Annotated in this window: 27 protein-coding genes and 1 pseudogene; 11 read left to right on the plus strand and 17 right to left on the minus strand. The window is 72.8% G+C overall.

Going from position 1 to position 22,309, the window contains the following annotated elements; all coding sequences use genetic code 11:
* Positions 1–2 precede the first annotated feature (2 nt).
* On the minus strand, positions 3–485 hold the full coding sequence (locus tag ABIH81_RS04385) for a DUF2231 domain-containing protein (RefSeq protein WP_349879133.1): 483 nt from the start codon (positions 483–485) through the stop codon (positions 3–5).
* A 161-nt stretch (positions 486–646) separates the two neighbouring features.
* Between ABIH81_RS04385 and ABIH81_RS04390 the strand changes: the two genes are divergently transcribed.
* Both ABIH81_RS04390 and ABIH81_RS04395 read left to right on the plus strand, forming a co-directional pair.
* The gene (locus ABIH81_RS04390) at positions 647–1,075 is read left to right on the plus strand and encodes a Fur family transcriptional regulator (protein WP_194798708.1); all 429 of its coding nucleotides are present in this window, start codon (positions 647–649) and stop codon (positions 1,073–1,075) included.
* Positions 1,076–1,140: 65 nt separating this feature from the next.
* Positions 1,141–1,992: an oxygenase MpaB family protein gene (locus ABIH81_RS04395; protein WP_349879134.1), complete on the plus strand. Its 852-nt coding sequence runs from the start codon at positions 1,141–1,143 to the stop codon at positions 1,990–1,992.
* A gap of 13 nt (positions 1,993–2,005) precedes the next feature.
* Here the strand turns inward: ABIH81_RS04395 and ABIH81_RS04400 are convergent, their stop codons facing one another.
* The 11 genes from ABIH81_RS04400 to ABIH81_RS04450 form a co-directional block, all read right to left on the minus strand.
* Positions 2,006–2,839: a PD-(D/E)XK nuclease family protein gene (locus ABIH81_RS04400; protein WP_349881008.1), complete on the minus strand. Its 834-nt coding sequence runs from the start codon at positions 2,837–2,839 to the stop codon at positions 2,006–2,008.
* Positions 2,840–2,969: 130 nt separating this feature from the next.
* A complete protein-coding gene (locus ABIH81_RS04405; RefSeq protein WP_013283903.1) occupies positions 2,970–3,584 on the minus strand; it encodes a MarC family protein in 615 nt (204 codons plus the stop codon).
* A 31-nt stretch (positions 3,585–3,615) separates the two neighbouring features.
* Complete coding sequence (locus ABIH81_RS04410; RefSeq protein ID WP_349879135.1) at positions 3,616–4,482, minus strand: PHP domain-containing protein; 867 nt, start codon at positions 4,480–4,482, stop codon at positions 3,616–3,618.
* Positions 4,483–4,492: 10 nt separating this feature from the next.
* Positions 4,493–5,710, minus strand: a complete 1,218-nt coding sequence (locus ABIH81_RS04415) for a hypothetical protein (protein WP_349879136.1) — start codon at positions 5,708–5,710, stop codon at positions 4,493–4,495.
* A 56-nt stretch (positions 5,711–5,766) separates the two neighbouring features.
* Positions 5,767–6,468: a SigE family RNA polymerase sigma factor gene (locus ABIH81_RS04420; protein WP_349879137.1), complete on the minus strand. Its 702-nt coding sequence runs from the start codon at positions 6,466–6,468 to the stop codon at positions 5,767–5,769.
* Between the two features lie 93 nt (positions 6,469–6,561).
* Complete coding sequence (locus ABIH81_RS04425; RefSeq protein ID WP_349879138.1) at positions 6,562–7,413, minus strand: PH domain-containing protein; 852 nt, start codon at positions 7,411–7,413, stop codon at positions 6,562–6,564.
* Between the two features lie 6 nt (positions 7,414–7,419).
* Positions 7,420–7,578 (minus strand): hypothetical protein, encoded by a 159-nt coding sequence (locus ABIH81_RS04430; protein ID WP_013283898.1) that lies wholly within the window; start codon positions 7,576–7,578, stop codon positions 7,420–7,422.
* A 118-nt stretch (positions 7,579–7,696) separates the two neighbouring features.
* Positions 7,697–8,356: a DUF6758 family protein gene (locus tag ABIH81_RS04435; RefSeq protein WP_349879139.1), complete on the minus strand. Its 660-nt coding sequence runs from the start codon at positions 8,354–8,356 to the stop codon at positions 7,697–7,699.
* A 129-nt stretch (positions 8,357–8,485) separates the two neighbouring features.
* Positions 8,486–9,109, minus strand: a complete 624-nt coding sequence (locus ABIH81_RS04440) for an RNA methyltransferase (RefSeq protein WP_349879140.1) — start codon at positions 9,107–9,109, stop codon at positions 8,486–8,488.
* Positions 9,110–9,144: 35 nt separating this feature from the next.
* Positions 9,145–9,636 (minus strand): hypothetical protein, encoded by a 492-nt coding sequence (locus ABIH81_RS04445; RefSeq protein ID WP_349879141.1) that lies wholly within the window; start codon positions 9,634–9,636, stop codon positions 9,145–9,147.
* 95 nt (positions 9,637–9,731) lie between these two features.
* The gene (locus tag ABIH81_RS04450) at positions 9,732–10,247 is read right to left on the minus strand and encodes a MaoC family dehydratase (protein ID WP_013283894.1); all 516 of its coding nucleotides are present in this window, start codon (positions 10,245–10,247) and stop codon (positions 9,732–9,734) included.
* Between the two features lie 547 nt (positions 10,248–10,794).
* Between ABIH81_RS04450 and trxA the strand changes: the two genes are divergently transcribed.
* The 3 genes and pseudogenes from trxA (at position 10,795) to ABIH81_RS04465 (ending at position 12,649) form a co-directional block, all read left to right on the plus strand.
* The gene (gene trxA / locus ABIH81_RS04455; protein ID WP_349879142.1) at positions 10,795–11,157 is read left to right on the plus strand and encodes a thioredoxin; all 363 of its coding nucleotides are present in this window, start codon (positions 10,795–10,797) and stop codon (positions 11,155–11,157) included.
* Between the two features lie 144 nt (positions 11,158–11,301).
* On the plus strand, positions 11,302–11,742 hold the full coding sequence (locus tag ABIH81_RS04460; protein ID WP_349879143.1) for a hypothetical protein: 441 nt from the start codon (positions 11,302–11,304) through the stop codon (positions 11,740–11,742).
* Positions 11,739–12,649, plus strand: a pseudogene (locus ABIH81_RS04465) (MFS transporter permease). Before ABIH81_RS04460 ends, ABIH81_RS04465 begins: the two are co-directional and overlap by 4 nt.
* 15 nt (positions 12,650–12,664) lie before the next feature.
* Here the strand turns inward: ABIH81_RS04465 and ABIH81_RS04470 are convergent.
* A complete protein-coding gene (locus ABIH81_RS04470) occupies positions 12,665–13,084 on the minus strand; it encodes a DUF393 domain-containing protein (protein ID WP_349879144.1) in 420 nt (139 codons plus the stop codon).
* A gap of 91 nt (positions 13,085–13,175) precedes the next feature.
* On the opposite strand from ABIH81_RS04470, the gene ABIH81_RS04475 reads away from it, so the two are divergent.
* Both ABIH81_RS04475 and ABIH81_RS04480 read left to right on the plus strand, forming a co-directional pair.
* A complete protein-coding gene (locus ABIH81_RS04475; RefSeq protein ID WP_349879145.1) occupies positions 13,176–15,221 on the plus strand; it encodes an intein-containing Rv2578c family radical SAM protein in 2,046 nt (681 codons plus the stop codon).
* 39 nt (positions 15,222–15,260) lie between these two features.
* The gene (locus tag ABIH81_RS04480) at positions 15,261–15,668 is read left to right on the plus strand and encodes a CoA-binding protein (protein WP_349879146.1); all 408 of its coding nucleotides are present in this window, start codon (positions 15,261–15,263) and stop codon (positions 15,666–15,668) included.
* Here ABIH81_RS04480 and ABIH81_RS04485 read toward each other — a convergent pair.
* Positions 15,625–16,281 (minus strand): TetR family transcriptional regulator C-terminal domain-containing protein, encoded by a 657-nt coding sequence (locus tag ABIH81_RS04485; protein ID WP_349879147.1) that lies wholly within the window; start codon positions 16,279–16,281, stop codon positions 15,625–15,627. The two genes, ABIH81_RS04480 and ABIH81_RS04485, sit on opposite strands and share 44 nt — an antisense overlap.
* Positions 16,282–16,369: 88 nt before the next feature.
* Between ABIH81_RS04485 and ABIH81_RS04490 the strand changes: the two genes are divergently transcribed.
* Positions 16,370–17,023, plus strand: coding sequence for a hypothetical protein (locus ABIH81_RS04490; RefSeq protein ID WP_349879148.1), 654 nt, complete (start codon positions 16,370–16,372; stop codon positions 17,021–17,023).
* 9 nt (positions 17,024–17,032) lie between these two features.
* Here ABIH81_RS04490 and ABIH81_RS04495 read toward each other — a convergent pair whose 3' ends face one another.
* Entirely contained in the window at positions 17,033–18,229 is a 1,197-nt protein-coding gene (locus ABIH81_RS04495) for an acyl-CoA dehydrogenase family protein (RefSeq protein WP_349879149.1), read from the minus strand.
* A 171-nt stretch (positions 18,230–18,400) separates the two neighbouring features.
* Between ABIH81_RS04495 and ABIH81_RS04500 the strand changes: the two genes are divergently transcribed.
* Positions 18,401–18,802 carry a DUF4190 domain-containing protein gene (locus ABIH81_RS04500; protein ID WP_128136858.1) on the plus strand — a complete coding sequence of 134 codons (402 nt, stop codon included), beginning with the start codon at positions 18,401–18,403 and terminating at the stop codon, positions 18,800–18,802.
* Between the two features lie 3 nt (positions 18,803–18,805).
* Here the strand turns inward: ABIH81_RS04500 and ABIH81_RS04505 are convergent, their stop codons facing one another.
* The gene (locus tag ABIH81_RS04505) at positions 18,806–19,696 is read right to left on the minus strand and encodes an SDR family NAD(P)-dependent oxidoreductase (RefSeq protein ID WP_128136857.1); all 891 of its coding nucleotides are present in this window, start codon (positions 19,694–19,696) and stop codon (positions 18,806–18,808) included.
* A 116-nt stretch (positions 19,697–19,812) separates the two neighbouring features.
* Here ABIH81_RS04505 and ABIH81_RS04510 point away from each other — a divergent pair, with 116 nt between their 5' ends.
* Positions 19,813–20,346, plus strand: coding sequence for a DUF4190 domain-containing protein (locus ABIH81_RS04510; RefSeq protein WP_349879150.1), 534 nt, complete (start codon positions 19,813–19,815; stop codon positions 20,344–20,346).
* A gap of 43 nt (positions 20,347–20,389) precedes the next feature.
* On the opposite strand, the gene ABIH81_RS04515 is transcribed toward ABIH81_RS04510, so the two are convergent.
* Positions 20,390–21,346, minus strand: a complete 957-nt coding sequence (locus ABIH81_RS04515; RefSeq protein WP_349879151.1) for a CoA ester lyase — start codon at positions 21,344–21,346, stop codon at positions 20,390–20,392.
* Positions 21,347–21,470: 124 nt separating this feature from the next.
* Between ABIH81_RS04515 and ABIH81_RS04520 the strand changes: the two genes are divergently transcribed.
* Complete coding sequence (locus tag ABIH81_RS04520) at positions 21,471–22,295, plus strand: SDR family NAD(P)-dependent oxidoreductase (protein ID WP_349879152.1); 825 nt, start codon at positions 21,471–21,473, stop codon at positions 22,293–22,295.
* The last annotated feature ends 14 nt before the right edge of the window (positions 22,296–22,309 follow it).

Genomic DNA, 22,309 nt, shown 5'->3' on the forward strand with positions numbered 1-22,309 from the left:
GGTCAGACGACGCCGTCCCAGACCATCTTCGCGCCGCTGTCCCCGGTCCAGTAGACGTACACGAGCGCGAAGACCGCGAGCACTGCCACCACGACGGTGAGCACCACCGGGAGCCAGCGGGGCAGCTTCCGGCCCGCGACGAAGCGGCTCGTCGACAGCACGAGCAGCAGCGCGGCGACGCCGAGCCCGAGCGCGAACCAGAACAGCGTGTCGCCGTACTCGGCGTGCTCGCTGATCTGCTGGAGCCGGTCCGGCGGGTAGCCCTTCGCGCGCAGGGCCGCCTCCAACTCCTCGCCGGACTCGGTCGCCACCCAGGCGACGATCGGGGTGACCACGGCGAGCGCCGCGACCGCCCAGTCGAGGCGGTGCCGCCAGCGGGGCAGCACCCCGTACCCGACGGCGAGCAGTGCCAGCAGCGGCACCAGCACCACCGCCGCGTGGATGACGAGCACGTGGACCGGCAGACCGTTGATTTCCCTGAACACCGACACCTCCGGCGAGTGGGTGGTTTGGCGCGCTCAGCGTACGGCGTGACGCCGCCTTCCTCGATACACGCGCGCGCGGCGGCGCCGGTTCATCTGTGGCCCCGGCCACGGGTGAACAACGCTCGCTTGTCGGCCCGCCCGCCCCGTGCTGTCATGGACCCATGTCCACAGGTGAGGAGCTGCTCCGGTCGAGGGGCCTACGGGTCACCCGGCCGCGTCTCGCCGTGCTGGACGTGCTCTCCGCCGGCGGTCATCTGGAGGTCGACGAGATCACCCGGCGGGTCCGCCGGCGGATCGACTCGGTCTCCACCCAGGCCGTCTACGACGTGCTCGGCGCCCTGTCCCGGGCCGGGCTGTCCCGCCGGATCGAGCCGGCCGGCAGTCCCGCGCGGTACGAGGCCCGCGTCGGCGACAACCACCACCACGTGGTGTGCCGGGGCTGCGGGGAGATCGCCGACGTGGACTGCGCGGTCGGCAGCGCCCCCTGCCTGGACCCGAACGTGGCGCACGGCTTCGAGCTGGACGAGGCGGAAGTGACCTTCTGGGGCCTCTGCCCGGCCTGCCAGTCCCGCCGCTCCGCCGACGACTGACCCGAGCGCCGAGGACGGCCGCCGCACCGCCGACGGCCGGCGACGAGGCGTGGCACTCTTGATCGGTGGACACCGAAGACCTCGGCCTCTTCGGTCCGGGATCGGTCACGTGGAAGGTGCACGAGGAACCGATCCTGATCGTCGCCGGCCTGCGCTCGCTCTACCTCCAGGCGCTGCACCCCCGCGCGATGGCCGGCGTCGCACAGAACAGCGCCTACCGCACCGACGCCTGGGGGCGGCTGGTCCGCACGGCGACGTACGTGGCGACGACGATCTACGGCACCACGGCCGAGGCGGAGGCGGCCGGGCGACGGCTGCGTACGCGGCAGGCCCGGATGCGCGCGACCGACCCGTTCACCGGTGCGGAGTTCCGCGTCGACGATCCGGAGCTGCTGCGCTGGGTGCACGTCACCGAGGTGGAGTCGTTCGTCAGCACCGCCCGGCGGGCCGGTCTGGCGCTCACCGACGACGAGGTGGACGGCTACTACGCCGAGCAGCGCCGGTCGGCGGCCCTGGTCGGGCTGGACCCGGACGACGTACCGGGGACCGCCGCCGAGGTGGCTGACTACTACCGGGACGTACGCCCGCAGTTGCGGATGACCCGGGAGGCGGCCGAGACCGCACTGTTCCTGACCGCGCCGCCGATCCCGTGGAAGCTCAGCCTGCCGGCGCGGGTCGGCCTGAACCTGGGGCCGCCGCGCTGGGCGTACTTCGGGATCGCCGCCACCGCGCTGGGGATGCTGCCGCCGTGGGCGTTGCGGCTCTACGGCGGGCTGGGCCTGCCCACCACCGCCCTGTCGGCGGACCTGAGCGCGCGGGCGCTGCGACTGGCGCTGGCCGCGGTGCCCCGGCGCTACCGGGAGGGCCCGTTGCAACAGGCCGCCAAGGAGCGGGCCGCCCGCCTGGCCGCGGCCTGACAGTGCCGCACACTCACTCCGGGTCGGCGAACCGCTCGACCGCGGACCAGGGCTCCTTGCCCGGGGTCTGCGCGCCGGTCGGGCAGGTACGCCGGTAGTCGCACCAGCCGCACCGCGGGCCTGGCTCGGTGGGGAACGCCGCGTCGGGGTCGGTGCCGTCGGCCACCGCGCGCTCGGCGGCCATGATGTCGCGGGCGGTGTCCTCCGCGCGGGTGAGTTGCCGGTGCAGGGACTCCGGCGTGTGCTCGTGGACGGCGACGGTGCCGCTGGGCAGGTGGTGCAGCTCGACCCGGCGGCACGGCTTGCGGAACACCCGCTCGGCCGCGTACGCGTAGAGCGCGAGCGCCTGCGAGCCGCGCGCGTCGTCGGCGTCGAGGCCGGCGCGGCCGGTCTTGTAGTCGACGATGACCAGCTCGGGCCGCCCGTCCGGGCCGGGACGCAAGTCGATCCGGTCGGTGCGGCCGTTGAACGCGAGCACCGCGGTCTTGACCGCGACGACCCGCTCCACGCCGACCGGCTCGTCGGCCGGGTCGAGGCCCGCCACGTAGCTCTCCAGCCAGGTCAGCGCCCGCCGGAAGGCGTCGCGCTCCTGCTCGTCGTCGCGGTAGCCCTCGCGGACCCAGGTGCCCTTGAGCAGGGTGGCGAGCACCTCGGGGCGGCGGCGGTCGGGGGCCAGCGCGTACCAGTTCTTCAACGCGGTGTGGACGCTCGCCCCGAGCGAGTTGTGCGCCCACGGCGGGCCTTTCGGCGGCGCGGGCCGGTCCACGTAGGCGTAGCGGTATCGGCGTGGGCAGTCCGCGTACGCGCCGAGTTTGCTCGGGGTGCAGACGAACAGGCGTTCCGGCATGCCCTCGAAGCCGAGCTGCTCGGACTGCTCGGCGCGGGGTCGGGGAGCCCGGGAGCCGGTGGGGCCGGCTGCTGACGGTCGTCGCACACGGAGAATCCTGCCATCCGGGTACGACACCGGACGGACCCGCTCAGGCGTTGTTGAGGTACTGGGTCACGAACGCGGCGATCGCGTCGGCGATGAGCTGCACGGCGATGGCGGCCAGCAGCAGGCCGGCGATCCGGGTCAGCACCTCGATGCCGCCGGGCCGCAGCACCTTGACGATCCCGCCGGAGAAGCGCAGCACCACCCAGACGGTCACCATCACCGCGACGATGGCGAGCCCGATGGCGAGGTAGTCGACGGCACCGCCGGCCTGCTGCACGAACAGCATGGTCGCCACGATGGCGCCCGGCCCGGCGAGCAGCGGGGTGCCGAGCGGCACCAGCGCGATGTTGGAGGTGACCTGGTTGCTCGGGTCGTCCGCCTTGCCGGTCAGCAGCTCCAGCGCGACCAGGATCAGCAGCAGGCCGCCCGCCGCCTGGAGCGCGGGCAGATCGACGTGGAGGTACGCCAGGATCGTCTGCCCCGCCACCGCGAAGATCACGATGACCCCGAGCGCCAGCGCCACGGCCTGCCAGGCGGCCCGGTTCCGGTCGCGCGCGGGCAGCGGCCCGGTCAGCGCGAGGAAGATGGGCATCATTCCGGGCGGGTCGACGATCACCAGCAGGGTCACGAAGACCTCGCCGAAGAGCTTGAGATCCACGCGGACACGGTAGCCGTGCCGCCGGAGCGCTTCAGCCTGAAGCGACAGGGGTCACCCCGCGGGCCAGCGCGACGATCCGCTCGTACGCCTCGGGCCCGGTGGTGTGCGCGCCCAGCCGGACGGTCTTGTGCGTGCCGTGGAAGTCGGACGAGCCGGTGACCAGCAGTCCCAGGTCGGCGGCGAGCCCGCGGACGTGCTCCCGCTCGGCCTGGTCGTGGTCCTCGTGGTCGGCCTCCAGCCCGGCCAGGCCGGCCGCCGCCAGGTCCGCGATCAGCTCGTCCGGCACGATCCGGCCGCGCCGGCTGGCCTTCGGGTGGGCGAAGACGGGTACTCCGCCGGCCGCCCGGACCAGCGCCACCGCCTGGAACACCTCGATGTCGTCCTTCGGCAACCGGTACCGCTCGCCGAGCCAGTCCGGCCCGAACGCCTCGGTGGTGGTGGCGACCAGACCGGCCCGGATCAGCGCCTGCGCGATGTGCGGGCGGCCGACGGTGCCGCCGCCCGCGCCGGCCAGGATCTCCGTCCGGCTCACCGGGATGCCGTCGGCCTGGAGCAGCCGGACGATGCGCTCGCCGCGTTCCTCGCGGGCCCGGCGGACCCGGGCCAGCTCCGCGGCCAGGTGCGGCTCGGCCGGGTCGAACAGGTAGGCGAGGAGATGCAGCGGGATCGCCGGTTCGGCGCCGAACCACCGGCAGGAGATCTCCGCGCCACGGATCAGGGTGAGGCCGGGCGGCAGGGCGGCGACGGCCGGCGCCCAGCCCGCAGTGGTGTCGTGGTCGGTGAGTGCCACCACGTCGAGCCCGGCCTCGGCGGCGGCCCGGACCAGTTCGGCGGGGGTCAGGGTGCCGTCGCTGGCGGTGGAGTGGGTGTGCAGGTCGATGCGGGCGGGGACGCTCACCCGCCCGACGCTACGCCCCGTCGGGCACCGTGGGGACGTCGGCCACCACCACCGGGTGGTCCTCCGGTGCCAGCCCTTCGACCTTCGAGGCCGTGGGCCGGTCACCGGCCAGCACCCGCTCGGGCTTGACCCGGACCAGCCCGCCGCTCGCGTCCACGTGCAGCGCCACGCCGCCCCGGGTCCAGGCCACGCCGCCGGCCAGCACCGGGCCGGCCGGGTGGGTGACCGGGCCGGCCGGGTCGGTCAGGTCCACCAGGAGGGCGGTGCGCGACGTGCCGTTCGCGAGCAGCCACCGGCCGTCGAAGGAGACGGCGCCGAGTCCGTCGATGGCCAGCTTCGGGCCGCATCCGGTACGCACCGGGGCGAGGTCGCGGGCCGGGTCGAGCAGGGCCAGGCAGCGCTGCTGGTCCCGGCCGGCGGCGACCAGGGCGACCACCCGGCCGTCGGGCCGGGTGCCGTAGACGGTGCGTACGTCCGGGTTCACCGGGCCCGGCTGCCCGCCCAGCGCGCGGTCCCAGACGCTCATCCCGCCGTCGCCGGGCTGCTGGATCAGCACGGCGTCGCCGGCGAAGCCGACCGGCACGGCGCCGTCCGGCGCGGCGATCCGGACCGGCGCGATGAGCTGGCCGGCGACCACACCGGCGGCGATCAGGTCCGTGCCGTCCCGCCAGGCGACCTGGCGGCCGTCCGCGGAGACCGCCACCGCGTCCGCGGCGGCGAGCATGACCTGCGGCGCGGCGCCACCGACCGGCACCCACCAGAGGGTACGGCCGGCGACGGTGGCCGCCGAGGTGAGCAGCCAGCCCTCCTGGTCGTGGATCCGCTGCGCCCGTTCGACGCCGCTCACACCGGTCAGCTGCCGCCGTTCGCCGCCGCTGGTGTCCAGCCGGTCACCGACGAGCAGGTCGAGCTCGGCGCGGACCGGCCCGAAACGGGTGATCGAGGACGGCCCGGAGGGCGCCGGGGACGGGAAGAGGACGGGCGGATCACCGAGCACCACTGTGGGCGTGCCGCCGTCGCCGCCGGACGCGCTGAACTGGGCCACCCCGGCCGTGATGAACACGGTGGCGACCCCGGCCAGGGCCAGGCCGGTGAGCGTACGCCGCCGGCCCGTGCGCCGCGCCCGGCGCAGGATCTCCCCGGCCGGGTCGACGGGCAGCGGGCGGGACGTCGCGACGCGGCGGGTCAGGGTCTCCCGCAGCGCCCGCTCCAGCTCGTCGTCGCTCACGGGGAATTGACGCTCCGGGCTGCCCGTCCGGTTGTCAGCGTCGTGCCGGGTGCCGCTCATCGGCTCTCCGCCGGGATCGGGACGGCGGGCCGGACCGGAGTCGCGGGTGGGACCGGTCGGGGCACCCGGGCGGCAGGCCGGCGCGCCGGGGTACGCGTCGGCTCGGCGCCCCGGGCCGGCGGGACGGACCGGCCGGCCGCGGCGGGCGCGGTCGGGGCGGACGGGGTCGCGTCGGCCGGCGTGGGCAGGCTCAGGGCCGCCTCGGAGCCGAGCCGGCGGCGCAGCGTGTTCAGCGCCCGGGAGGTCTGGCTCTTGACCGTGCCCGGGGAGATCTCCAGCAGCGCGGCGGTCTGCGCCTCGGACATGTCCTCGTAGAAGCGCAGCACCAGCACCGCTCGCTGCCGGGCCGGCAGCGCCTGGAGGTGCCGCCAGAGCGCGTCCCGGTCGAGTTGCTGCTCGATCTCGTCGACACCGGCGCGCTCCGGCAGCACCTCGGTGGGGCGCTCGCCGTGCCAGCGGCGCCGCCACCAACTGGTGGACGTGTTGACCATGACGCGGCGGGCGTACGGCTCGATGGCGTCGATCCCGCCGAGCCGCTTCCAGGCGAGGTAGGTCTTGGTCAGCGCGGTCTGGAGCAGGTCCTCGGCGGTGGCCCAGTCACCGGCGAGCAGATACGCGGTGCGCAGCAGTGCGCCGGACCGGGCCGCGACGAATTCGCGGAACTCCTCCTCCAGCGGATCTCTGCTCACCACGCTCATCTCCCCCCGTCCTGCCTGGCAGAATGCCACGGCCGGGCCGGTCGGGTCGATGGCGGAAGGTGTGCAGTTCATCCGATGTTCGGACGAAAAGTTTCAGGCTCCGTCGTCGGCCTTGGCCTCGTCGGCCTCCTTGCCCAGCCGCGCCTCGACCGCCTGCGGCTCGTACATCTCCTCGACCACACGCAGGTAGAGCTCGTTCGGGTTGGGCAGGTTCTTGATCACCCGGAGCGCCTGTTCCTGGCCGGCTGACTCCAGCACGAACGTGCCGTAGTTGAGGGCGCGGCCGGTCGGGCTCTGCTCGTACTTCATGTCGGTGACCCGGGTGAGCGGCATCATGGCGACCTGCCTGGTGATGATCCCGTTGACCACCATCACCCGCTTGTTGGTCAGGATGAACCGGTCGTACCACCAGTCGGCGACCCTCCAGGCGACCCAGCCCATCACGGCGAACCAGAGCAGCACGGCGACGGTGGTCAACGCGCCGACGTCCCGCCCGGCGAGGAAGCCGGAGAGGTAGCCGAGCACGAACGTGGCCGCCACGCCGACGATGATCGGGGTGGTGAGGTGGATCCAGTGCCGCTTCCACTCGCCCCGGTAGCGCTCGGTGGGGAAGAGGTAACGCGCCACCAGCGAGCTGGGCTCGTCCTCCAGCGGCAGCACCCGGCGGGGTGCCATGCCAGAGGCGTCGGACCGCAGCCCGGCCAGCTCGTCCTCGGAGATCGGCTGGTCCGGGAAGCCGTCCGGGTCACGCGCCCAGGCCCGGCCGGACCGCCCTTCACCGGCGTACGCGCTGCCGTAGCCGGCGTCGTCCGCGTCCGCGTACGGGCCGGGGCCGTAACCGGCCGGGTCGTCCGGGTCGATCCGGGGAATCGGCTCGGTGTCGCGCTCCCGGCGTGCCCGGTCGGGGTCGTCCGGGTCGAAGGGTGGACCGGAGGGGCTTCCCATGGGCGGCTAGGCGACGAGGTTGGTGAAGAAGTCGCCGAAGCCCTGCGCGATGTCCATGATGCCGCCGCCGAGAGACTTGAAGACGTCGGCGGCGGAGTTGGGCCGGTACGCAACAAAGAAGATCAAGAATGCGATGCCGGCCCAGGTGAGGACCTTCTTGACCATAGCGGGCCATCCTCTCGCGCGGCGCCGGGTCCGTTTACCGCAGCGGCACCCAGAGTATCAGCATGGTGTCTTACCGTGAATATCTGCGTCCGCTCCCGGACTCGCCGTGGCGAGCCGGTCAGGCCCGCCCGTGCAGGTACGGAGACGGTGCGCCGTACACGAGTTCGGGCGGTGTCCACTCGGTGAGGTCGTGCAGCACGACTTCTTCCGCGAGGAGGTGACCCGCACTCGCCGGCCAGGCTATCGCATGGAGCCACATTCCCCGAGCCTCGCCGGCGTACGCGCTTCGATCCGTTTCGGAGCGGACGAGCCACAGTGGAGTCGGATGGCCGCCCACCCGGATCTTCGCGTGCGGCAGCCGCTCGGGATGACCAGGGCCGGGATCGGTGAGCGCCTCCTCCACCTGCGGGCCGGGGTCGGGTCCGGGCAGTCCCGCGAAGCGGGATCCGAGGCCGACGCCGGGTTCCTCGGCGACGAAGATCAGGTCGGCCGGCCCACCGTCCAGGGGGGCCGGTCCGGCGCAGGCGACGAGCGTCGCCCGTACGCCCGCGCGGTCGTCGCCCGCCCAGGCCACGCCGGTGAGCGTCCAGCCCGGCGGGAGCGGCCACGGGCACCACAGCGGCATCCGGAGCCGGTCGGCCGGGTCGGGGTCGGCGGCCACCCGGTCCACCACGCTGGCCATGATCTCGGCGCTGATGTGCTCCGGCACGTGCAGCGGCGCGACCGGGCCGCAGCGTACGCACCGGTGCTCGGCGTGCATCAGGTCCGGCTCGCGCACCGGGCCCGCGCATCTCGGACAACTCACCGCGACAGTCACACCCTCACCGTCGCCCCGGACTCGCGAGGCGTCAAGCGGGGCGGGCGGACGAGTGTGGGATTTCCGTCCGGTGGTGGACCCACGCGGCGTTCAGTCCGGCGGCGGCCCGGCGTACGACCGGACCCAGGCGTGCATGGCGATGCCGCTGGCCACACCCGCGTTGATGGACCGGGTCGAGCCGTACTGGGCGATGGAGAACAGCGCGTCGCAGGCCGACCGGGCCACCGCCGACAGCCCCGGCCCCTCCTGGCCGAACAGGAGCACGCAGCGGCGCGGCAGCACCGCCGTCTCCATCGGCCGGGAGCCGGGCAGGTTGTCGATCCCGACCACCGGCAGTTGTTCGTCGCGCGCCCACGCGACGAACTCCTCGATCGTCGGATGGTGCCGGACGTGCTGGTAGCGATCGGTCACCATGGCGCCCCGCCGGTTCCACCGCCGTCGTCCGACGATGTGCACCTCGGCGGCGAGGAAGGCGTTGGCGTTGCGGACCACGGTGCCGATGTTGAAGTCGTGCTGCCAGTTCTCGATCGCCACGTGGAAGTCGTGCCGGCGCCGGTCCAGGTCGGCCACCACGGCCTCGCGCCGCCAGTAGCGGTAGCGGTCCACCACGTTGCGCCGGTCCCCGGTCGCGAGCAGCTCCGGGTCGTAGCGCGGGTCGTCCGGCGGGTCACCGGGCCAGGGCCCCACACCCACGTCGAGCTGGTCGTCGGTCACGGTCTGCAGAGGGTACGGCCCGGCGGCGTCACCGGTCAGCGCAGGTCGAGCGCGCCGCCCAGCCGGTCGAGGAAGCGCGTGTCGGCGGGGCTCGGCGTGGTCTCCCCGGCCCGGCACACCCGGGCGGCGACCGACTCCACCCACTGCCGGTACGCCGCCGAGTCGGCCGGGTCGGCCCGGCGGCGCAGCACCCGTGCCGCGGCCCGGGCGGCGGCCAGCAGGTCGACCAGGTCGGTCAGGCGCTCGTCCCGCTCGGTGGTCCCGTCGTGGCGGGCGTAGATCGCGGCCACCACGGCGCGGACGAGATCGCTGTCGAAGGCCCGGCCGGCGGCCACCGCGTCCAGGCCGGCCAGACCGGCGGCGACACCGCGCGGCGGGCGCCCGGGCCCGGGCGAGGCGGCGGCGACGAGGACGCGGCCCGGCAGGTCGGTCAGCAGGTCCCACTCGGCCGCCGAGTAGGCGGCGGTGGTGAGCGGTGCGGCGCGGCGACCGGCGGAAGGCGGCTCTCCGGCTACGGAGTGGCTCATGGGAACCTCCAGCCCGAGCATATGCCCCCGGACGAGGTCCGGGCCCCGTCCCCGCCGAACGGAGAACGAGGCCCGGTGGCCGGACGGACGCCTGGTCAGCGCGGCTCGGGGAAGCTGGGACGCTCCGGGTCGACGCCGTCCGGGACGGCGGCGGCCGCGTACTCCTTCTTCGGCACCATGACCTTGCGGCGGAACACGCAGACGAGCGTTCCGTCCTGGTTGTAGCCGCGGGTCTCGACAGCGACCACGCCACGGTCGGGCTTCGAGGCCGACTCCCGCTTGTCCAGCACCGTCGTCTCGCCGTAGATGGTGTCGCCGTGGAACGTCGGCGCGACGTGCCGCAGCGACTCGATCTCCAGGTTGGCGATCGCCTTGCCGCTGACGTCCGGCACGGACATGCCCAGCAGCAGCGAGTAGATGTAGTTGCCGACCACCACGTTGCGCTTGAACTGCGAGGCGGACTCGGCGTAGTGCGCGTCCATGTGCAGCGGGTGGTGGTTCATGGTGAGCAGGCAGAAGAGGTGGTCGTCGTACTCGGTGACCGTCTTGCCCGGCCAGTGCCGGTAGACCGCGCCGACCTCGAACTCCTCGTAGTAGCGGCCGAACTGCATCCTTGTCCCCTTCACGGGCGGCGATGGAGTTCGGCACAGCATGCCTTATCGCTTGTTAAGGCGAGGGGCGGGGCGCTCGCCCGGCGGAAATGTCACACCGGGGGCTACCGAGGTCCGGACGCAATGAGCGGCGGGGCCCTCCCCGGCACCCGCCGCCCACGCTCTGATGCGAAGAATTCTGCCGTACGACCACCCGGCACCGACAGAGACGGAGGTCACATTTATCTTTCCGTAACACTACTCAAAGTAACCAACACAGGGTTGATGAGCGATCTCCCCAGGCCGGATAGATGCTTGTCAAGCCCGAAGTTACCGATACGTAGCGGAAACTGAGCGTGATCTCCTTGGAAACGCTCCCATCACGTCCCGTCACGCAAGTGCGGCATGCATTTGCGTTCCGCACACCCTGGCCGGACAGATGGTGTTCGATGTGCCCAGGGTCACCGTCCGGGCGCTCAGCGTTTCGTCACCCCCGCGACGGGAATTCGGACGGACTGACCAGGGTTCCACCGGACGTACGACAATCCGCGGTGATCGGAGAGAGCAAATGGCAACGGTTGAGCTGACCACGGCCAACTTTGACGAGGTGACCGGGCGCGACGGGATCGTCCTGCTCGACTTCTGGGCGGACTGGTGCGGCCCGTGCAAGCGCTTCGCCCCGGTCTACGAGCGCTCCTCGGAAAAGCACCCGGACATCGTCTTCGGCAAGGTCGACACCGAGGCGCAGCAGGAGCTGGCGGCGAAGTTCAACATCAGCTCCATCCCGACGATCATGGCGATCCGTGACGGCGTGATCGTCTTCGCCCAGCCGGGCGCGCTGCCCGAGTCGGCGCTGGAGAACCTCATCGAGCAGGTCCAGGCGCTGGACATGGACGACGTCCGCAAGAAGCTGGCCGAGCACAACCACTGACGCTCCACACGCCGCCGGCCGGTGCCCCGCTTCGGGCACCGGCCGGCGGCGTTCGTGCGCCCGCCTGACCGGCGGGACGGACAGTGAGGAATGGCCGACTGAGGGACACTTTCGGCAGCTTCCCTCCCGTATCGTGACCACGCGATGGAGACCTTGACCGCCCGCGGGCGCGCGGTCCGTGTGGGCGTCACCCTGCTCGGCCTGGCGCTGCTGCTCCTGGGCACCGTGCGCGGCACCGACGATCACTTCCCGTTCGGGCCGTTCCGGATGTACTCCACCTCCGACCCGCCGAACGCGCCCGCTCCGGACACCCGGGTCGAGGGCGTCGACCGCACCGGAACGGTGGTCCCGCTCGGCCAGGACGCCACGGGCATCCGCCGGGCCGAGATCGAGGGCCAGCAGGACCGGTACGCCGCCGACCCGAGCATGCTGCGGACCGTCGCCGACGCGTACGCCGAACGCCACCCCGGCGCCCCCGCGCTGGTCGAGGTGCGCATCGTGGTCCGCTGGTTCGACATCCAGGGCGGCCGCCCGACCGGCAAGTGGACCGACGAGACCGCCGTACGCTGGGAGATCGGCGGATGATCGCCTGGCTGACCGAGGCGGTTCCGCGCGGCCGGATCGCCGCCTTCCGGACCCTGGTCTACCTCTTCGTCGCTGCCGACCTGGTCGTCTTCACTCCGTGGGTACGCACCCGGGTCGACGTTCCCGGCGACCTCTATCAACCGTTGTTCGCCGGCCGGCTGATCCCGCTCCCCACGCCCACCCCCGCCGTGGTCGGCGTGGTGTTCTGGGCGCTGCTCGTCACCGCGCTGCTCGCCGCGACCGGCCGCGCGCACCGGCTGCTCGGCTGGACGGTCTTCGCGCTGTACTTCGAGTGGATGATCGTGGCGATGAGCTACGGGAAGGTCGACCACGACCGGTTCGCGCTCCTCGTGGCCCTGGCCGTGCTACCCACCGCCGGCCGCGCCCGGCACGGCGATCCGACCCGCACCGAGGCCGGCGGCTGGGCGTTACGGGTCACCCAGATCTCGGTCATCTGCACGTACTTCCTCGCCGCCTGGGCCAAGTTCCGCTTCGGGGGGGGTGGGACTGGGCGAACGGCTCGGTGCTGGCCCGGGCGATCATCCGGCGCGGCACCGACCTCGCCGACCTGATCGCGCAGGTGCCGCACCTGCTGATCGTGGCGCAGTTCGGCATCCTCGCGTTCGAGCTGCTCAGCCCGCTGGTGTTCGTGCTGCCGGCGCGATGGCGGACGATGACCGTCGGCTTCTTCTACTCGTTCCACCTGGTGACCATCGCGACGATCACCATCTCGTTCGCTCCGCACCTGGTGGCGATGACCAGTTTCCTGGCGCTGGAGAAGGTCCGCCCGGTGGTGTTCCTCAGGCGCCTGTTCGGCCGCCCGCCCCCCGCCGCGCCGACGTCTCCCGCGACGGCGCCCGGTGAGGCGGCACCGGCCCCCGACGGGTCCGCGACTGCGACCGTCTGAGCGCGGGTACGCCGCTCAGACTGTCGGCCCCGGGCGGCCGGCCGGGCCGTACAGCCGTTCCCGGGCCTCCTGCGGCAACGCGCAGGCGGCAGTGCCGCCCGGCATCCGATGCCGGTTGCGGGCCACCCAGCGGTACGCGGGCCAGGCCGCCGCGCGGACCGGCGGGAGGCGCAGCCCGGCCCCGGCGAACCGCCAGAGCGGCCCACTGTCGCCGAGCAGCCGGGCGATGGCGTCCGGCCCGGCGGCCCGGGAGCCGTCGGCGCCCACCCACTGGACCGCCTCCTCGCACTCGGCCTCCGTCAGGCCCAGCGCCGCCAGGTCTGCGAACTGCCACGGCACCACCCGGGCGCCGGTCGGGACACGGCGCTCGATGAACTGCGCGCAACTGGTGCAGAAGGCGCAGTCGCCGTCGTAGACGAAGGTCGACGTCTCCATGCCCCCATCCTGCACCCGCCCGGAGCGCGGCGGCGCGCGGTGTCCGCAGCGTCACTTGCGCTGCTTTCGTACATGTGTTCGAATGAGCTCCATGCGCTGGGACAACCTCTCCGCTCCCCCGGACGAGGGGACTCCCGATCGGGCGGCGCCGGCGGCTCCACCCCTGCCGCTGGCGCTGCCCGGCGCCGTCACCCGCACGTTCGACACCCCGGACTTCGCCGGCATGACCTTCTACGAGGTCCACGCCAAATCGATCATCAATCGGGTGCCGGGCCAGTCACGCGTGCCGTTCGAGTGGACGATCAACCCCTACCGGGGCTGTTCGCACGCCTGCGTCTACTGCCTCGGCGGCGACACACCGATCCTGATGGCCGACGGCCGCACCAAGGCGATCAGCGAGCTGGAGCCCGGCGACCGGATCTACGGCACCCGGCGGCGCGGCGCGTACCGCCACTACGTCGTCACCACGGTTCTCGACAAGTGGTCCACTGTGAAGCGGGCCTACCGGGTCACCCTGGCCGACGGCACCACGCTCGTCGCCAGCGGTGACCACCGGTTCCTGACCGAACGCGGCTGGAAGCACGTCACCGGGACCATGCGGGGCGGCGGGCGTCGTCCCCACCTGACCACCCGCAACCGCATGCTGGGCACCGGCCGGTTCGCGGTGGCGCCGAAGCGCTCGGCCGACTACCGCCGCGGCTACCTGCACGCCCTGGTCCGCGACGACGGCCCCTCCGGTCACCGGCGCGACACCCGGTTCCGGCTGGCCACCGCCGAGACGGAGGCACTGGACCGGGCCGAGCGCTATCTGACCGGCGCGGGGGTCACCGTCGAGCGGGCGACCGTCGCCCGGGTGGGCCGCCGGGCGACGACCACAGTGGTACGCACAGCCGGCCCGGCCGACGTCGTCACCGGGCTGTTCGCGCCACCGGACGAGGCGACCGACGACTGGGCGCTGGGCTACCTGGCCGGCATGTTCGACGCCGTCGGCACCTGTCACCGGGGCGTGTTCCGGATCAGCGTCGCCGACGACGAGAGCCGCGCCCGCGCGGTCGGCGCGCTGGAGCGTTTCGACTTCCGGTGGGCGCTCGACGTGCCGGGCGCCCCGGGTGCGGCGCGTCAGCTCCGGCTGACCGGCGGGCTGCCCGAGCGGCTGCGCTTCTTCCACCTCACCGACCCGGCCGTCACCGCCCGGCGCTCGATCGAGGGCATGGCGCTCAAGTGCGCGGCGCGACTCCAGGTGACAGCCGTCGAGGATCTCGGCCTGGAGCTTCCGCTCTGGGACATCACCACCGGCACCGGCGACTTCATCGCCAACGGCGTGGTCAGCCACAACTGCTTCGCCCGCAACACCCACACCTACCTCGACCTGGACGCGGGCGCCGACTTCGACCGCAAGGTGATCGTCAAGGTCAACGCGGGCGAGCTGGTCCGCCGCGAGCTGGCCGCCCCACGCTGGCGTGGCGCGCACGTCGCCATGGGCACCAACGTGGACTGTTACCAGCGGGCCGAGGGCCGTTACCGCCTGATGCCGCCGATCATCGAGGCGCTGCGGGACTTCGCGAACCCGTTCTCGATCCTGACCAAGGGCACGCTGCTGCTGCGCGACCTGCCGCTGCTGAGCCAGGCGGCCGAGGTGACCCGGGTCGGCCTGTCGTACTCGGTGGGGTTCGTGGACGAGGTGCTCTGGCGGGCGGTCGAGCCCGGTACGCCGAGTCCGCGCCGCCGCCTGGACGCGGTCCGCCGGCTCACCGACGCCGGTTTCCCCGTCGGCGTGCTGATGGCGCCGATCCTGCCCGGCCTCAGCGACGACGAGGAGTCGATCGACGCCACGGTCGCGGCCGTCGCCGCCTCCGGCGCCACCAGCGTGACGCCGTTACCGCTGCACCTGCGGCCCGGCGCGCGGGAGTGGTACGCCCGCTGGCTGGCCCGGGAGTTCCCCCACCTGGTGCCCCGCTACCGCCGGCTCTACCAGGCCGGCTCGTACGCGCCGCAGGCGTACCAGCGGGAGGTGACCGCGCGGGTACGGATGGCGGCACGCCGGCACGGGCTGCACCGGGGCGAGACCGGCGACAACAGGCGACTGCCGGAGAACCCGCCGCCCGCCCCGGCCGCCGAACAGCTCTCCCTGCTCTAGCGACCGGGGAACCCGCACCGGCGGGGCTAGTCTCGGGGGATGCGTTCCGCTCAGCAGATCCTCGCCGACTCCGCCGTGATCGCCGTCGTGGGCGCCTCCCGTGATCCGGGCAAGGCCGCGCACCGCGTACCGCTGGAGATGCAGCGGCACGGCTGGCGGATCATCCCGGTCAACCCGACTGTGGACGAGTTGTTCGGCGAGAAGGCGTACCCGGCGCTCGCCGACATCCCGCACCCGGTCGACCTGGTCGACGTGTTCCGCCCGGCCCGGGACGCGGTCGACGTGGTCCGGCAGGCGGTGGCGATCGGCGCCCCGGCGGTGTGGTTGCAGCTCGGGATCTTCTCGGACGAGGCTCGCCGGATCGCCGAGGAGGGCGGCCTCGACTACGTCGAGAACCGCTGCCTCATCGTCGAGCGGGCCGCCGCCGGCCTGACCCGTCGCGGCTGACGGCGCCGGGCGGCGGTTCGGGCCCGAAGATCAGGTCGAGTTGGGCGTCGAGCGCGGCCAACGCGGTCTCCGGGGGATAGTGACCGCCGAGCACGTAGATGCCGAGACCTTCCATCACGGCGAGCAGCCCGACCGCGGCCCGTTCCGGGTCCACCCGGCCGTCCGCGACGAGCGGTGAGCCGGCGGCGATCTGCCCGGCCACGAAGGCCAGCAGCTCGGCTGTCTCGTCGTGCAGCGCCGCGGCCACGGCCGGCCGGACGGCGGTGTACGCGAGGAAGGCCAGCGCCACCCGCCCGTCCGCCCGCCGGTCCTCGTCCAGCGGCAGCAGCTCGGCCAGCATGGCCCGCAGCAGCGCCCGGGGCGCCGGCGTCGCGCCGAGCGGCTCGACCGCCCGCCGGATCCGGGCCTCGTTGCGCTCGCGCACCACGGCGAGCGCGAAGACCATCATCTCGTCCCGGGTACGGAAGTAGTGCTGCACCATCCCGGGGCTGACCTCGGCCGCCGCGGCCACGTGGCGCAGGCTGACCGCCTCCAGCCCCTGCTCGGCCGCGACCCGCATCAACGCGTCGGCGATCAGCGCGCGACGCTCCCGGTGGTCGACCCGCTTCGGCATACCCCCATGGTTTCACAATACGGCTGCATTGACACGCCGCCGACGCGCGTTCACATTGCAGTTGTATCGAAAAAGAGGGGGTGCGGTGATGGGGCGGGCGATCCGGCTGGCGCGGCGTGCGGTGGCGTACGAGTGGGGCATGTGGCGCAGCCTCACCCGGTGGATCCTGCGCCGCCCGTATCCGGTCGCCCCGGGCGCGGGGACGTACGCCTACGTCGGCGGCGTGCAGCCCATCCTGCTGGCCTTCATCGCCCTGTCCACGATCGAGATCCCGGTCCTGGACGTGATCCTGCGGCACACCGTCGACCAGCCGGCCGTGCGGCACGCGGCGATCGCGCTCGGGGTCTGGGGTGTGCTGTGGATGATCGGGCTGCTGGCCAGCCTCCGGATCCACCCGCACGTCGTCGACGACGCCGGCCTGCGGGTGCGCAACGGCGTCTCGGTCGACGTCACGATCCCGTGGAACGCGGTCGCCCGGGTGGCGGTCCGCCGCCGGTCGCTGCCGTCCAGCCGGGCCGTCCAGTACGACGCGGACGACCCGGCGGTGCTCAACCTCGGCGTCGGCAGCCAGACGGCGGTCGACGTGGTGCTGCGCGAGCCGCTGTCGGTGCGGCTGCCGAAGGGGCCGAGCGAGCCGGTGCGGGAGATCCGGCTGTACGCCGACGACCCGGCGGCGCTGGTCGAGCACGCGCGGCGGCACCTGCCCGCCACCGAGCAGGCCGTGCGCCGGCCCGAGCGGTGAGCCGGGCCCCTACTGCTTGTACTGCTTGAGCAGGCCGCGCGAGATGATCGTCTTCTGGATCTCCGAGGTGCCCTCGCCGATCAGCAGGAACGGCGCCTCGCGCATCAGGCGCTCGATCTCGTACTCCTTGGAGTAGCCGTAGCCGCCGTGGATCCGGAACGCCTCCTGGACCACCTCGGCGCAGTACTCGGACGCGAGCAGCTTCGCCATGCCCGCCTCGACGTCGTTGCGCTGGCCGGCGTCCTTGAGCCGGGCCGCGTTGACCATGAGCGCGTGCGCGGCCTCGATCTTCGTACCCATCTCGGCGAGCTTGAACGCGACGGCCTGGTGCTTGGCGAGCGGCTGGCCGAAGGTGTGCCGCTGCTGGGCGTACGCGACCGCCAGCTCGAACGCCCGGATCGAGATGCCGCAGGCGCGGGCGGCGACGTTGACCCGGCCGACCTCGATGCCGTCCATCATCTGGTAGAAGCCCCGGCCGACCTTGTCCTCGCCGCCGAGCACGGCGGAGGCGGGGACGGTGACGCCGTCGAGCACCATCTCGGTGGTCTCGACGCCCTTGTAGCCCATCTTGTCGATCTTGCCGGGGATGGTGAGGCCGGGGGCGGTCTCGCCGAAGCCGGGCTCCTTCTCCAGCAGGAACGTGCTCATGTTGCCGTAGACCGAGTCGGCTCCGGTGTCGGTCTTGACCAGGGTGGCGACCACCGAGGAGTACGCCCCGTTGGTCAGCCACATCTTCTGGCCGTTGAGGACGTAGTCGTCGCCGTCGCGGACGGCCTTCGACTTGATCGCCGACACGTCCGAGCCGCACTCCGGCTCCGACATCGAGAACGCGCCGCGCACCTCGCCAGTGGCCATCCGGGGCAGCAGCCGGGCCTTCTGGTCGGCCGAGCCGTGCTGCGAGATCAGGTACGCCACGATGAAGTGGGTGTTGACGATGCCGGAGATCGACATCCAGCCCCGGGACAGCTCCTCGACCACCAGGGCGTAGGTCAGCAGGGACTCGCCCAGGCCGCCGTACTCCTCGTCGATGGTGAGGCCGAACAGCCCCATCTCGCGCATACCGTCGAGGATGTCGCTCGGGTACTCGTCGGCGTGCTCCAGCCGCTGCGCGTGCGGGATGATCTCCTTGTCGGCGAACTCCCGGACGGTTTCCAGGATCGACCGCTGCACGTCGGTCAGTCCGGGTGTCTGGGCGAGTCGGGCCATCTCAGCCTCCGGGGTCGGCGCCTTACTCATGGGTAACTGAACGCTCGGTCAGTATCGGTCCCGGGACCGGCCGCGCCAAGGTGACCAGTCCACACAACCGCTGTGAAAAGGTTCACCGCTGCGGGTAGCGTCCGCAAGAGAGAGGGCCGTCGACCTGGGGGAAGGGGCGCCGTGAGTGACGAGCAGCCACCGTCGCCGTACGAGCCGCCGTCGCACGGTCAGCCGTACGGGCAGCCGCAGTACGGCCAGCAGCACCCGCAGTGGGGCCAGCAACCCCCGTACGCCCCGCAGCCGCCCTACGGCCAGTACGGGCCACCCGGCCAGGGACCACGCCCCGGCGGCACGAACGTGCTCGCCATCCTGTCGCTCGTCTTCGCGTTCGTCTTCGCGCCCGCCGGCATCGTCTGCGGCCACCTGGCGAAGCGGCAGATCCGGCAGACCGGCGAGGACGGCGACCAGCTCGCCACCTGGGGGCTGGTCCTCAGCTACATCTTCACCGCGATCGGCGTACTGGTCTGCTGCGGCTGGATCGGGCTGGCGATCTGGGCCAACTCCGACAACAGCACCTACTGACGCTCAGCGGAACTGCGCCTCCCGGACGCTGTTGCCGCCGTCGACCACGAGCATCTGCCCGGTGATGTACGACGCGGCGGGCGAGCAGAGGAACGCGATCGCCGCCGCCACCTCGTCCGGCGTACCCGGACGCCCGACCGGCGTACCCAGCCCCTGCTTGATCTCGGCCATGGTGGACGCGGCGGTGTGGATGATGCCCGGCGCCACCGCGTTCACGGTCACCCCGTCGGCGATCATCTCCATCGCCAGCGCCCGGGTCAGCCCGACCACACCGGCCTTGGCCGCCGCGTAGGCCGCCTCGGTGGGCAGCGCGTTGACCGGCCCGGCGGTGGCGGCCAGGTTGACGATCCGGCCCCAGCCCCGCTCGGCCATGCCGCCGATGAACGCGCGGCTGCACAGGAACGCGGTGGTCAGGTTGCGGTCGATCTCGCCGCGCCACTCGTCGTACGTCAGCTGGGCCACCGGCCGCAGCACCTCCGGGCTGGCCCGGCTGGCCAGGCCCGCGTTGTTCACCAGCACCTCGACGTCGCCGAGTTGCTCGGCGACCGCGTCGGCGAGCGCGCCCACCTCCGACTCGTCGGTGAGGTCGGCGACGAAACCGGTGACGCCCAGCTCGCCCGCACGTTCGTGGATGCGCCGGGTGGTGGACACGATCGCCACCCGGGCACCCAGGTCGGTCAGGCGGCGCGCGGTCGCGTACCCGATGCCGTCCGGGCTGCCCGCGCCGGTCACCAGCGCGACCCGGCCGTCCAGGCGCATGGTGGCCGGTTCCGGCAGCGGTGCCGGCCGTTCGGAGTCGGCGGTGCCGGCCGGCTCGCCGCCGCGCGGGCGCCGCACCGACCCCGGCCGGCTCATGTCCCGTCGCGACCGACCCCCACGCGCGTCAAGTGCCATGCCGAGGATCCTGCCCGGTGCCGACCCCACGGGCAACGCGGTGGCCGGAAAGGGGACGTCCGTGTCGCGCGCCGGGTGGCTACCCTGAGCGCGACCACGCACCTGGAGATGATCAGATGACCTATCCCCCACCGTCCGGTGGCTGGCAGGACCCCTTGGCGGCCGGGCCGCAGTCGAGCCCGCCGGCCGTGCCGAACCAGCCGGGCCCGGCCGACCCGTACGCGCCGGTCGCGGACCCGTACGCGCCGGGCGCCGACCCGTACGCGGGCGCGAAGTCGCCCTATCCCCCGCCCGGCGGCGAGCAGTACGCCGCGCCGATGCCGGGCTATCCGGGCGCGGCCGCCTACCCTCCGCCCGGCGCCTATCCCGGCTACGCGATGCCGGCGGCCCGCACGAACACGCTCGCCATCGTGGCGCTGGTGCTGTCGCTCGTCGGCTTCGCCTCGTGCATCACCGCGCCGATCGGCGCGATCATGGGGCACGTCGCCCGCAAGCAGATCCGGGAGACCGGTGAGCAGGGCGAGGGCATGGCCCTGGCGGCCGTCATCGTGGGCTGGATCCTGACCGCCCTGATGCTCGCCGTGATCATCTTCTACATCGTGATGATCGTGATCGCGGTCGGCGCCAGCAGCACCAGCAGCAGCTACTGACGCGATCGGGCCGCCCCCGGTGTGGAGGCGGCCCGGCGCGCGGTCAGGACGCGGGCGGGGTGAACGAGGACGTACGGGACATGCCGGCGGCCCGGCCCTTCGCGGCGATCACCAGCGCCATCTTGCGGGACGCCTCGTCGATCATCTCGTCGCCGAGCATCACCGCGCCGAGCTTCCCGCCCGCCTCCGAGGTGTAGTAGTCGTAGGCGTCGAGGATCAGCTCGGCGTGGTCGTAGTCGGCCTGCGCCGGGGAGTAGACCTCGTTGGCGGCGTCGATCTGGCCGGGGTGCAGCACCCACTTGCCGTCGAAGCCCAGCGCCGCCGAGCGCTTCGCCACCTCGCGGAACGCGTCCACGTCCCGGATCTGCAGGAACGGACCGTCGATGGCCTGCTTGTCGTGCATCCGCGCGGCCATCAGGATGCGCATCAGGATGTAGTGGTACGGGTCGCCCGGGTAGTCCGGGATCAGCGCGCCGACCACGAGCGACTTCATGTTGATCGAGGCCATGAAGTCGGCCGGCCCGAAGATGATCGTCTCGACCCGGGGCGAGGCGCCCGCGATGGCATCCACGTTCACCAGCCCGGCCGCGTTCTCGATCTGCGCCTCGATGCCGATCCGGCCCACCTCCAGGCCGAGCGTCTTCTCGATCTGGGTGAGCAGCAGGTCCAGCCAGTGCACCTGCTCGGCGTTCTGCACCTTCGGCAGCATGATGCAGTCCAGGTTCGCCCCGGCGCCCTCGACCACCTCGATGACGTCCCGGTAGGTCCACGGCGTGGTCAGGTCGTTCACCCGGACCACGCGGGTCTTGCCGGCCCAGCCGCCCTCGTTCAGCGCCGCCACGATGTTCTTGCGCGCGTCCGGCTTGGCCAGCGGCGCGACCGCGTCCTCCAGGTCGAGGAAGACCTGGTCGGCGGGGAGGCCCTGGGCCTTGCCGAGCATTTTGACGCTGGAGCCGGGTACCGCCAGGCAGGATCGGCGGGGACGACCGACAGCGGTCATGGATGCGCTCCTTCCAGCGTCCGGCGCGGGCGCCGGCGCAGCGGTGGATTTCGAGAACTTAACGATCCCAAAGGGCGTGGTGACGCCACGGTAACCTCGTGCCGTGACCGGGGTGAATGGACCTGTGGAAGATCTCACTGAGCGTCGGATCGTGGTGCTGACCGGGGCGAGCTCCGGCATCGGGCTGGCCGCCGCGGAGGAGCTGGCGCGCCGCGGAGACCAGGTGGTGCTGGTCGGCCGCGACCCGGCCCGGCTGCGCGCCGCGGGCGAGCGGGTCCGCGAGTGCTGCGGGGAGCAGCCGGAGCTGTTCCGCGCCGACTTCGCGGTGCTCGACGACGTACGCGGGCTCGCCGAACGGCTGCGCGAGCGGTACGACCGGATCGACGTGCTCGCCAACAACGCGGGCGCGATCGTGCTGGAACCGATCACCACGGTCGACGGTTTCGAGCTGAGCATGCAGGCCAACCACCTCGCCCCGTTCCTGCTCAGCAACCTGCTGGCCGACCGGATCGGGCGGATGGTGGTCACCGGATCGGACGCGCACCGCAGCGGTGTGCTGGACCCGGACGACCTCAATTCCGCGCTGCGCTCGTACCGGCCGTTCCGCGCGTACGGCACCAGCAAGCAGGCGAACATCCTGTTCACCGCCGAGGCGGCCCGGCGCTGGCCGGAGGTGCCGGCGCACGTGTTCCACCCCGGCGTGGTGCGCACCCGGTTCGGCAACGAGAGCCGGATCGTGGCGCTCGGCATGCGGCTGCTGCCGTTCCGCAGCCCGGAGAAGGGCGCGGAGACGCTGGTCTGGCTGGCCTGCCAGGATCCGTCCCGGCTGACCGACGGCGGCTACTACGCCGACCGCAAGCCACACCGGCCCCGGCCCAAGGCGGCCGACCCGGCGCTGGCCGCCCGGCTCTGGACGGCCAGCGCTGAGGCGGTCGGGCTGGACGCCTGACGAGACCGAGGGGA

This window comes from Micromonospora sp. HUAS YX12 (assembly GCF_040215685.1).
GTDB classification, from domain to species: domain Bacteria; phylum Actinomycetota; class Actinomycetes; order Mycobacteriales; family Micromonosporaceae; genus Micromonospora; species Micromonospora tulbaghiae.